General features: G+C 34.5%; 8 protein-coding genes. 6 read left to right on the top strand and 2 right to left on the bottom strand.

The window, feature by feature from the left end; genetic code table 11:
- Positions 1–2: 2 nt before the first annotated feature.
- Positions 3–1055, bottom strand: coding sequence for an aldose epimerase family protein (locus ACNFIH_RS12210; protein WP_426483361.1), 1053 nt, complete (start codon positions 1053–1055; stop codon positions 3–5).
- A 102-nt stretch (positions 1056–1157) separates the two neighbouring features.
- On the opposite strand from ACNFIH_RS12210, the gene ACNFIH_RS12205 reads away from it, so the two are divergent.
- Together ACNFIH_RS12205 and fsa are read left to right on the top strand one after the other, a co-directional pair.
- Positions 1158–2156 carry a GntR family transcriptional regulator gene (locus ACNFIH_RS12205; RefSeq protein ID WP_426483360.1) on the top strand — a complete coding sequence of 333 codons (999 nt, stop codon included), beginning with the start codon at positions 1158–1160 and terminating at the stop codon, positions 2154–2156.
- Positions 2157–2464: 308 nt separating this feature from the next.
- Positions 2465–3121: a fructose-6-phosphate aldolase gene (gene fsa, locus ACNFIH_RS12200; RefSeq protein ID WP_035646483.1), complete on the top strand. Its 657-nt coding sequence runs from the start codon at positions 2465–2467 to the stop codon at positions 3119–3121.
- A gap of 284 nt (positions 3122–3405) precedes the next feature.
- Here the strand turns inward: fsa and ACNFIH_RS12195 are convergent, their stop codons facing one another.
- Positions 3406–4095, bottom strand: coding sequence for an NUDIX hydrolase (locus ACNFIH_RS12195; RefSeq protein ID WP_035646480.1), 690 nt, complete (start codon positions 4093–4095; stop codon positions 3406–3408).
- Between the two features lie 557 nt (positions 4096–4652).
- On the opposite strand from ACNFIH_RS12195, the gene ACNFIH_RS12190 reads away from it, so the two are divergent.
- From ACNFIH_RS12190 to ACNFIH_RS12175, 4 genes are all read left to right on the top strand, one after another.
- Positions 4653–7697: a SusC/RagA family TonB-linked outer membrane protein gene (locus ACNFIH_RS12190; RefSeq protein ID WP_426483359.1), complete on the top strand. Its 3045-nt coding sequence runs from the start codon at positions 4653–4655 to the stop codon at positions 7695–7697.
- A gap of 29 nt (positions 7698–7726) precedes the next feature.
- Positions 7727–9289, top strand: coding sequence for a RagB/SusD family nutrient uptake outer membrane protein (locus ACNFIH_RS12185; protein ID WP_426483358.1), 1563 nt, complete (start codon positions 7727–7729; stop codon positions 9287–9289).
- A gap of 81 nt (positions 9290–9370) precedes the next feature.
- Complete coding sequence (locus ACNFIH_RS12180; RefSeq protein WP_426483357.1) at positions 9371–10918, top strand: alpha-N-arabinofuranosidase; 1548 nt, start codon at positions 9371–9373, stop codon at positions 10916–10918.
- A gap of 12 nt (positions 10919–10930) precedes the next feature.
- Positions 10931–12556: an arabinan endo-1,5-alpha-L-arabinosidase gene (locus ACNFIH_RS12175; protein ID WP_426483356.1), complete on the top strand. Its 1626-nt coding sequence runs from the start codon at positions 10931–10933 to the stop codon at positions 12554–12556.
- Positions 12557–12595 lie beyond the last annotated feature (39 nt).

Raw genomic sequence — 12595 nt, 5'->3', positions numbered from 1 at the left:
TCTTAAATTACATTTTCAAATTTGTAAATTGTTTTTTGATGATATTCTTCTCCTTTTTTCAAAACAGAATTTGGAAAATGTTCTTGATTTGGTGCATCTGGAAAATTTTGCGTTTCAAAACAAATTCCGCTTGACGGATGATAATTTGCATTTTCTTTTCCTTTCAAAGTGTCAAAACAATTTCCGCCTACATATATATGCACACTTGGCTGATCGGTGTAAACACTCATTTTCAATTTCGTTTTCGTACTGTATAATGTCGCTACAACTTCATTTGAAGGTTCAATTACAAATGAATTGTCAATTGACGCCGGACAGTTTTTGGCTGTTCTGAAATCAAAATTATGACCAGAAACGGCTGTGAATTTTCCTGTCGGAATATTATCTGAATCTGTTTCTAAAAATTTATCCGAAACAATTGTCATTTCCTGATCCAAAACAGTCGAATCGTGACCATTCAAATTAAAATAACTGTGATGCGTTAAATTAATTACTGTATCTTCAGTAGTTGTTGCTTTGTATTCCAACAGAAGTTCGTTTGCTTCTGTCAACGTATATTTTAAATCAACGTGCAAAGCACCCGGATAATTTTGGTCCAAATCTTCACTTAAAAGACTAAAAGTAATTGATGGATTTTCACCAGAAGTTATATCAGTTACATTCCACGCTTTTTTTCCAAAACCAACATTTCCGCCATGTAAAGCATTTCCATTATTATTTCCTGCCAATTGAAATGTTTTTCCATTTAATGTGAAAACACCTTTATTGATTCTTCCTGCATAACGCCCCACAGTTGTTCCGAAATATGGAGCACTTGGCAAATTGTATGAAGCGATATAGGATTCTAATGTATCAAAACCTAAAACCACATCAACCAGTTTTCCATTAACAGGAATTTGCAGAGAAGTAACAGTCGCTCCGTAATTGATCAACTGTACTTTCATTTCGTTTTTATTTGACAATTCAAAAGAGAGAATTTCTTCGTTATCAAGGGTTAAACCAAACGATTTGAAAGCAGATGAATCTTGAAAATGCGATATATGTTTTATTTCCATGGTATTTTTGACAAAAGTGAAATTCAAAATTAGAAACATTTTCTGCTTTTGCATACCAGTACCTACCAGTTTTTCGTATATTGCGCCAAAATTTCAATTTCCATGAATATTATTTCTATCCAGAATAACATTGGCTTGCCAAAATATAAGCAGATAATTCTTTCAATTGAAAAGGCTATTGACGAAGAAAAATTGGTGAAAGGCGATCGTCTTCCGTCGGTCAATAAGGTTTGTCTGGCTTTTTCATTGTCACGCGATACGGTTTTATTAGCCTATGACGAATTGAAAAAAAGAGGAATTATTTACGCCATTCCTGGCAAAGGTTATTATGTTAAAAGCGTTGAAACCACTATAAAACAGAAGGTTTTTTTGCTTTTTGATGAATTGAATATTTTCAAGGAAGACATTTATAATTCGTTTTTAAAAAATATCGGAAAAAATGTTCAGGTCGATATTTTCTTTCATCATTTCAATATTCAGGTTTTTCAAAAGCTCATAAATGACAGTAATGGCAATTACACAAAATATATTATCATGCCAACAAATTTGCTTGATACGGCGGCTTCGTTAAAAACCCTACCAGTAAACGAAGTTATCATACTGGATCAAACTAATCCCGATTTGAAAGCGTATCCTGCTATTTATCAAAATCACGAGAAAGATATTTTTGAAGGTTTGTATAACGCAAAAGGAAGATTGAAAAACTACAAAAAACTGATTTTAATTTTTCCCGGATTTAGAGAGCCGCTCGGTATGAAATTGGGTTTTGAGGCTTTTTGTTCCGAATACAATTTTGAATATGAAATTATAAACGAATTTACAGATCGAAAAATCAATATTGGCGATGTTTATATTATTCCAACTGATCGTGAATTGGTTCATGTAATTGAAAATGCAAGAAATCAGAATTTGAAACTAGGAATTGATTTCGGAATAATTTCTTATAACGAAACACGATTAAAAAAAATCGTGGCAAACGGAATCACGACAATTTCGACTCACTTTGAAACCATGGGAAAAATTTTGGCCGAAATGGTTTTGAAAGGAAAAAAAGAACAAATCGAGAACAAATCGTCTTTGATTATGCGTAATTCGCTCTAATCTTTTTAAAATATTATTTTCTTCTACTTGTGAATTATATATCAAACAAATTTCTTTTTGTTTGATAAATCAGCATCTTTTTAATTAAAAAAATAAGGAAACAATTTTTTTGTTTTTGTGGAATTATTTTGCATACATTTGTAAATGTAAATTTTACACTTATTATTTATTTCGTTTTGACAGAATGATTTTCTTTCGAAATTCTGTAAAAAGAAACATTTTAAGGCCAATTTTTTTATTTGAAATTCCGGATTTTCTAATAAAAATAAGGGCGCAGAAAACATTATAACCAATCAAAAAAAAGACAAATGAAATTTTTTATAGATACAGCAAATTTAAAAGATATTAAAGAAGCCAATGATTTAGGGGTTTTAGATGGTGTAACCACAAATCCGTCATTAATGGCAAAGGAAGGAATTACAGGAGCGCAGAATATTTTAGATCATTACATAAAAATTTGCGAATTGGTAGAAGGCGATGTAAGTGCCGAAGTAATTTCGACGGATTTTGAAGGAATGATTGCCGAAGGCGAAAAATTAGCAGCGTTGCATCCTCAGATTGTAGTTAAAATCCCGATGATAAAAGATGGTGTAAAAGCAATCCGATATTTTGCAAATAAAGGAATCAGAACGAATTGCACTTTAGTATTTTCTTCAGGTCAGGCGTTATTGGCCGCAAAAGCTGGAGCAACTTATGTGTCTCCTTTTATCGGGCGTTTGGATGATGTTTCGACTGACGGGATGAATTTGATTGAAGAAATCAGATTGATTTATGACAATTTTGGATATGAAACTCAAATTCTTGCGGCTTCAGTTCGAAATGTAATGCACATTATCAATTGTGCAAAAATTGGATCAGATGTTATTACAGGGCCGTTAAGCGCAATTGAAGGTTTGTTGAAACATCCGTTGACAGATATTGGTTTAGCACAATTTTTAGCAGATTACCAAAAAGGAAATAGCTAAAAATTTTTAGACCACGGATTTTACGGATCAAGCGGATGAAAACGGATTGATTTGTGAAAAAATGTTTCCCGCAGATTTAGCGGATTCAGCAGAAAAAAATCCCTTAAATCTGCCAGATCTGCGAGAGATAATTTTTAAAAGGAAAATTTGTTTAGTTTTTTAATAGTAGTTTTATTGAAGTAAAAACCCTGAAAGTTTGTGGCTTTCAGGGTTTTGTTTTTTTAAAAATATAAAAAATAATCTGTGTAAATCAGTTTGATCCGCTCGATCTGCGGGCCAATCATTTATAAATTCAGCACAAAATCGTTAAGTAACTTTTCTTCATATTTTTCTTTATTGAAAGTATAGAGGTAAGAACCTTTTCGAGAAGATCCCATATCTTTTTCATCTAGTTTATTCAGGATTTCTAAAGAATTGATTTTGCTTATAAAGTTTCGTTTGTCTAATTCTTTGCTCAAAATAGCTTCATACAATTCCAATAATTGACGCATTGTGAATTTCTCAGGAAGCAATTCAAATCCGATTGGTTTTATTGAAGTTCTGTATCGAAGTCTTCTAATGGCATGTTCAACCATTTCGTTGTGGTCAAAAATCAGATTTGGTGCATCGGTAATACTAAACCATTGCGCATGATAATTTTTAATCAATTCAGCATTATGATTTTCGATATTAATCAAAGCATAATAGGAAACCGAAATGGTTCTTTCAACAGGATCACGATCAATTTCAGAGTAGGCATAAAGCTGCTCCATATAAATATCGTTTAAACCTGTGTATGTATTTAAAATTCTTGTCGCGGCATTATCCAGTACTTCATCACGCTTTAAAAACCCCCCAATCAAAGACCATTTGCCCTTTTCTGGCTCAAAGTCCCTTTTGATCAAAAGTATTTTTAAACCCTGATTGTCGAAACCAAAAATGATACAATCTACCGCTAATAACGCTTTATCAGCAGAGCTATAACTGTTTAGCATAAATCTATATTTTGTGGTAAATATATAAACTTCCTAATACGTTTCATAATTTATTAATGTAGATTTTACACTTAAAACCAAAAATTATCAAAAATAGAAGTTAAAACAAATCATAATAAAACAGCAAATAGAAGCTTATTTTATCATTTTCAAACGTTTTCGGAACAAAAATAAGCCGTTTTTTTAATATTCGAAGCAATTCTTGCAGAAAATTAAACTTCATAAACAAGATTTTTTTTACAAATAAAATATTTTTTAAACCGCAAATTATTCTAAAACAGCCTATTTATAAATTTTTTTCAGAAGTCGTTTTTTTGATTAAAAAGTGGCTTTTTGATAAAAAGTGTAGATTTTACACAAATAACTCTTTAAAAAGGTCTTTTTTTTGAAAAAAACATCAATTTATTAATGTGTATTTTACACTTAATTTATGATATGCATTTTTTTTCAGCGTTTTTTTTGCCATATTAATTTGTTTATGAGGTTTTTTTTTAGTTAAATTTACAAATGTAAAATTAACACTTATAATTATACACTAACCAACTTAATTAAACCTTATGATAACAAACCAACGATTATTTTTTTATTGCAACTTTTTGTTGCCAAAAAAAGAATGGCTTTTAGCATTAATGATGCTATTATTCTCTGCTAATCAAATGTCGGCTCAAGGCAAAGCGATTAGCGGAGTTGTTACCTCGGCTCAGGACAAATTACCATTGCCGGGTGTGAATATTATGATAAAAGGAACCAAAACCGTTACAACAACAGGTTTTGATGGAGAGTATTCGATTAAAGCATCTCAAGGTGATGTTTTAGTTTTTTCATTTATAGGATTTCAAAACCAAGAAATCACTGTAGGAAGTCAATCAAAAATTGATCTAGCATTAGGAGAAGACACAAATAAACTTAATGAAGTAGTAGTTGTAGGTTACGGTACACAAAAGAAAGCGGATCTTACCGGTTCAATTGGTGTAGTTGATATGGAAGCGGCTAAAAAAACCGTAACGTATGATCCTGCAAAAATGCTTCAGGGGCAAGTTGCCGGTGTAACTGTGCAATCATCTGGAGAGCCTGGAGGATTTGTGAATGTTAAAATTAGAGGTATCAATTCATTCACAAATAACAATCCTCTTTTTGTTATTGACGGAATGATTGTATCGAACCCAAATGATTTTGCACCAGGAGATATTGAATCGATGCAGGTTTTAAAAGATGCATCTGCTGCGGCTATTTATGGTGTTCAGGGAGCAAATGGGGTTGTAATTATTACGACTAAAAAAGGTAAGTCAGGCAAACTGGACATTAAATACAAATCGCTTGTAGGTTTTCAGAATGTAGCTAAAACATGGGATGTAACAGATCGTGTAGGGTATCAAAAAATCACTTCGGCTGCTGAACAAAATGCTGGATTAGGAATTGCACCAGGAAATGATCCAAACAGTCCTTCATACATTAAAAATGTAGATACAAATTGGCAAAAAGAAGCTTTTAAGACAGGTCTTGTTCAAAATCACTCGCTTACTTTTAGCGGAGGAGCTGAAACGTTGGGCTACAACTTAAATACAGATTATTTCAAAAATACAAGTTATTTGAATTCGCCTCAGGATTACGAGAGATATTCTATGAATTTGAATTTATATGGTAAAAAAGGAAAATTCAAATACGGTTCAAAAATTGGATATACAAAATCTGGTAAAGAAAACTTTAATGAATACAATGGAGGAGAATCTGCAATTGTTGATTTATTAGGAGCCGTTCCAACAATGCCAGTTTACGATTCAAAAAGACTTGGTGGTTATGGTGGAACTGACAATTTAACTCAGAGAGCAATCTCTATGAACGTTATTGGTTACAATAATCTGATTACGAATAATGGACAAAGAAGCCGTTTTATTGGGGATCTTTGGGGAGAATTGGAAATCATTAAAGGCTTAAAATATAAATTAGATTTAAGTTATGACAGATTGGATTTTCAAAACAGAAAATTCATTCCGCCTAGTGATTTAGGATGGTATTATATTACAACAAATGATGAAGCTTCTTTAGATGTTGATAACGGAAATCAACAAAGAACTTTCGTAAACAACTTATTGACTTACGAAATTACTTTAGACAAACACAAAATCGATGCTTTAGGCGGATGGATTCAAGAAAGAAATGATTACTACAGACATTGGTCAAGAGGTGTTGGATATACGCCAGGCGAAATCAGCCAAATTCAATACGCTGATGCTACAAGCGCTGGTGAATACAAAAATACGCTTACAAATATTTCATACTTAAGTCGTTTGAACTATTCTTATGATGATCGTTATTTCATTACAGGAAACTTCAGACAAGATAAAACGTCACTTTTCAGTGAAGACAATAATACGGCAAATTTCTACTCTTTCTCAGGAGCGTGGAAATTAAGCAACGAAAAATTCATCCATTTGCCAGATTGGTTTAACACAATCAAATTAAGAGGAGGTTACGGGGAATTAGGAAACAATACACTTGGAGTTTATGCGTATTCGCCAACAATCAATGCTTTTGCAGGATATGATTTCAATAATACTTTAGCGCCTGGAACTACGGTTGTAAGTGCTATTGACCCAAATGTTCACTGGGAAAAAACAGCTACTTCAAACGTTGCTGTTGAACTTGGATTCTTAGACAATGATTTGCAGATTACAGCTGAATACTATCAGAAAAAATCAACAGATTTATTGATTGGAGTTCCATTGCCATATTCGACTGGAGCATTCCCAGCAAGTATTACAACAAATGCAGGTGCAGTTAAAAATAGTGGTTTTGAGTTTACAGCAACGTACAACAACAATCACCACGAGTTTAAATACAATATTTCGGCAAACTTAGGAACCTTGAAAAATGAGGTTTTACAAATTGGTCTTGACGGAAATCCAATTTATGGAGCCGCTTCAAAAACAGAGGTTGGAAGATCTATCGGAGAACTTTATACGTATCAAGTGGCTGGAATTTTCCAAAATGCAGCTGATTTAGCTTCATCACCAACTCAGACGAATGCAGGTGTGGGAGATTTAAAATTTGCTGATTTAAATGGTGACGGCCAGATTACAGATGCTGATAGAAAGTTTATGGGAGTTACAATTCCGAAATACAGCTACGGAATCAATTTTGGTGCAAATTATAAAAATTGGGATTTCTCAATGTTCTGGCAAGGTTCAGGAGGAAACAAAGTATTCAACGGATTGTATCGTAATTTAATGACAGAGCAATATGGAAATCATAGTGTGGACGCATTGAACTACTGGACGCCAACAAATACAAATACAAATGTTCCTCGTCCAATTATTGGAGATCCAAACGGAAATGCAAGAGATTCTGACAGATTTATTGAAAGTGGTGATTATATCAAATTGCAGACATTGGAAATTGGATATTCAATTCCAATGCCAAAAGATTTGTTTATTCAAAGAGCGAAAGTATATGTAAATGGTCAAAACTTATGGATCATTAGCAAATACAAAGGTTACGATCCAGATTTTAATTACAATGACGGATTATTTTCTAGAGGATATGATGCTGGATCATTCCCAAATCCAAGAACAATTTCTTTGGGTGTTGAAGTAACTTTTTAATCTATCCTAACCATTAAAAACGAATTAAAATGAAATATAAAGTATTTAATTATATAACAGTTTTCTTTTCACTGGCGCTTGTAACCACAAGTTGCGTTGATAATGAAGACTTGAACCAAGTGGATCCTAACGTTGAAACTGCAGGTTCATTTTGGAAAACAGATCAAGATGCAATCGAAGGAGTAAATGCCGCTTACGGAAGTTTGCTTACAGATGGAACTTATATGAGAAGCACGCCATTGCTTTTAGATTTAAAAGGTGATGATACGCGCAGTAATAGCCCTTGGGGAGCGATGTACAATGTAGGTCGTTTCAACTCAAACCCAACAGATCCTGCAATTTATGGATGGGCTTTTGAAACCTATTATCAGGGAATTTACCGTGCCAATCAAGTTTTGACTAATGTTCCAGAGATACAATTCGAAGATGCAGCACTTAAAAATAGAATTTTAGGACAAGCTTATTTTTTAAGAGGATTGTATTTATTTCATGCGGTAAACATGTTTAAAAATGTTCCAATTCCAACAGAAATTAAATTATACACGCCACAAAAAACAGAAGCAGAAGGATGGGCTCAGGTTATTGCTGATTTTAAAGCTGCTGCCGAATTGCTTCCAACATCTTATGACGCCATTACAGGAATAGATAAAGGGCAAAAAGGACGCGCAACAAAAGGAGCTGCCTTAGGATATTTAGGAAAAGCCTATTTGTTTACTAAAGATTTTGCAAATGCAAAAACAACTTTCAAACAAGTAATTGATTTAGGAGTTTACTCATTAGTTTCAAACTACAGAGATAATTTTACTACTGCAAATGAAAACAATTCTGAATCTCTTTTTGAAGTGCAATTCAGCAGAGATGCAGGTGGAGTTGATTTAGGCTGGGGCGGTGCACCTGCTTCAGGTTGGGGAAAAACTTCTGCTCGTGCGATTACTTATGCACCAAGAGCTTTTGGATGGACAGACGTTCAGCCTTCATGGACATTATTTAATGAATATCAGCAGGAAAAAACAAAAACGAATGCTGTAGATCCTCGTTTAGACGCGACAATATTTTATAATAAACCAGGCGGAATGCAATTGTACGGAAAAGATTTTGCTACTTTTTATGCAACAAGTCCAGCCGATTTAAATGATATCTTCTGCAGAAAATACCAAAATTCAGATGGTCAATTTGCTGATGAGTACGATTGGAGATCAGGAATTAACGAGCGTTTGTTAAGATATGCTGATATCTTATTAATGTATGCTGAAACTTTAAATGAAACTGGAGATACTCCTGGAGCTTACACTTATATTCAAATGGTAAGAAACAGAGTGAACTTGCCAGATTTAGCAACAGCAAAACCAGGAATGAATCAGGCTCAAATGAGAGATCAAATTGGACACGAAAGATTCTTGGAATTCCCTCTTGAAGGACACCGTTTTGATGATATCCGTCGTTGGGGATGGTTGCAGGATGCTACAAAACTAGCTTGGTTAAAAACAAGAGATGTTGAGTTTAATTCATATGCGCCAGGAAGAGAATATTTCCCAATTCCACAGTTAGAAATGGATAACAATCCGGGAACAAAACAAAATGATAGTTATTAATATTTATTTGAATTAGTTAGAATACCTAATATCATGTGGAGGCTTAAAAATCTTCACATGATATTATAACATAAAAACATTATGAAAAAAGCACTTTTAATCACATTTCTTATTACCCTTTGTAATCAGGTTAGTTTTGCCCAAAATCAAACCACAGTTGTAACCATAAAAAATAATGCTGATGCTCCGGTAATCAACAAAAACATTTACGGACATTTTGCTGAACACTTAGGACGTTGTATTTACGGCGGATTTTTTGTTGGAGATACTTCAAAAATACCAAATACAAAAGGAGTTAGAAATGACATTATCGCTGCTTTAAAAGATTTAAAAATTCCGAATTTAAGATGGCCTGGCGGATGTTTCGCCGATACGTACCATTGGAAAGATGGAATTGGCCCACAAGAACAAAGACCAACTATTGTAAACAAATGGTGGGGCGGTGTAACAGAAGACAACAGTTTTGGAACTCACGATTTCCTAAATATGTGTGAACTTCTTGGAGCTGAACCTTATTTGTCAGGAAATGTTGGAAGCGGAACCGTTCAGGAATTAGCGGATTGGGTTCAGTACACCAATTTTGGAGGCAAAAGTCCGATGAGCGATTTGCGTGTAAAAAATGGAAGAAAAGAACCTTGGAAAGTTAAATTCTGGGGAATTGGAAATGAAGCTTGGGGATGCGGAGGAAATATGACAGCAGAATATTATGCTGGAGAATACAGAAAATTTGCAACATTCATGTCGGATTGGGAAAATACTGGTGGATTAACGCGTATTGCGTCAGGTTCAAACAGTGCCGATTATAATTGGACAGAAGTTTTAATGAAAAACATTCCAAATAATATGTTAGGCGGACTTGGTGTTCACCATTACGCTGTAATTGAATGGGCTAAAAAAGGTGATGACAGAGATTTTACAGAAGAAGGTTATTTCAAAACAATGAAATCGGCTTTAAAAATGGAAGAACTTGTTACCAAACATGCCGCTATTATGGATAAATACGATCCACAGAAAAAAGTTGCCATGATTGTAGACGAATGGGGAGGTTGGTACGAAGTTGAAAAAGGGACAAATCCAGGGTTTTTATATCAGCAAAATACAATGCGTGACGCAGTTTTAGCTGGTTCAACATTGAATATTTTCAACAACCATGCTGACAGAGTTAAAATGGCAAACTTAGCACAATGCGTAAACGTTTTACAAGCGGTAATTTTAACTGACAAAGCAAAAATGATCACAACGCCAACGTACCATGTAATGAAAATGTACAGCGTGCATCAAGACGCAAAATTATTGCCGGTAAGTTTTACTTCGCCAAATTATACTTTTAACGGAGAAACACTTCCTGCCGTTTCTGCAGCAGCATCAAAAGATAAAAATGGTGCAGTTCATATTTCTTTAGTAAATGTTGATGCAAAAAACAAAAACAAAATAGAAATTGATGTAAACGAACTTGGCGTTAAAAACTTCACAGGAATAGTTTTAACATCGGCTAAATTACAAGATTACAATTCATTCGATACACCAAACAAAATTGTTCCAACAGTTTTTAAAGGTTTCGAAAACAAAAAAGGAAAACTTGAAATCACAATTCCTCCTTTCTCAGTTGTTGTTTTAGAAGGAAAATAAAAATATAAAAACATGAAAAAATCAAATTCCATTCTAAAAATAATGCCGTATATAGGAATGTTTTTAGGTGCGTTATTGGTATTTGGCTGTTCAAGCGACAGTCCAGATACACCAGTAACTCCAGATCCGCCGGTAGTGGTCGATCCGCCAGTGGTTACACCAGCTTTTCCGGGGCCAACTTATGCTGATAATTATACTTCAATTTCAAGTTGGGGAAACAGATCGCAATGGAATTTAGCCAACGTGCACGATCCATCGGTAGAAAAATCTGGAGAATATTATTATATGTACCAAACTGATGCTTCTTACGGAAATGCACACGAAGGCAACGGACATTTTTTCTACAGAAGATCAAAAGATTTAATCAATTGGGAGTTCATGGGATCTTCAATGACTACAGCTCCTGGTTGGGTAAAAGATTCTTTGAACAATAAAAGAGCAAGAATGAATCCGGCGCTTCCTCCAATTACCAATCCGAGTTACGGATATTGGGCGCCTTGCGTTCGAAAAGTGGGAAACAAATTCAGAATGTATTACAGCATTGTCGTTACGAATCCAATTACAGGAACAGATACTAATACATCTTGGTCAGAACGCGCTTTTATTGGTTTAGCCGAAACAGATGATTTGGCTTCAAATAATTGGGTTGATAAAGGAATGGTAGTTTGCTCTGAACCAGATGGCGTAAAAAGTTACGTTCGAAATGGAGGAAACGATTGGGATGCTTATTTTAAATTCAACGCCATCGACCCGAGTTTTATTCAGACCCCAGAAGGCGATCAGTATTTAATTTATGGTTCTTGGCATTCTGGAATTGCAGCTTTAAAACTGGATCCAGCAACAGGAAAACCCTCTAAATTAAAAACCATTGACGATTACGGAGTACGAATTGCAGGACGCGGAAACGTCAGTACAAATCGCTGGCAAGCGCTTGAAGGCCCTGAAATTATCTACAATCCAGATACACAATATTATTATTTGTTCTTAGCATATGATGAATTGTCGGTTGCTTACAATACGCGTGTTGCACGTTCAAAAAGTATTTTAGGTCCATATTTAACTATCAGCGGAAGCAGTATCACAACTGGATCAGAATGTTATCCAATGGTAACGCATCCATACCAATTTAAAAATCATACAGGCTGGGTTGGATTTTCGCATTGTGCCGTTTTTCAAAATCCAGATAGAAAACAATGGTATTACGCTTCTCAGGCGCGTTTGCCTGAAGGTGTTGCCGGAATTGCAGTTTCAAATGCGGTAATGATGGGACACGTTCGCGTCATTCAATGGACAGAAGATGGTTGGCCGGTTGTAGAAGCTGAACGTTACGCAGGAGTTCCAGCAACAACAATTACAGAGGCAAGTTTCATTGGAACTTGGGAACAAATCACAATGAATTACCAATACAAAACCATGCAAAAAGCAGGAACAATTTATTTGACAGCCGATAAAAAAGTAAGTGGTGACGCAACAGGAACTTGGTCGTATGACAGCACTAAAAAAATCTTGACGGTAAACGGAGTAAAATGTAATGTATCCGATGCTTGGGATTGGGAACTAGCAACCAGAAAAGTGACTTTGAGTTATTCTGGATACACCGCTGCCGGTTTGCCGGTTTGGGGTAAAAAGATAAATTAGAAATAAGCCACAGATTACAGAATTAAAAAGATTAAAAAA

The sequence above is a fragment of the Flavobacterium sp. 2 genome, assembly GCF_049949195.1.
Lineage (GTDB): Bacteria > Bacteroidota > Bacteroidia > Flavobacteriales > Flavobacteriaceae > Flavobacterium.
Note: the sequence above shows the minus strand (reverse complement) of the source record. Positions and strands in the feature narration are given on the sequence as shown.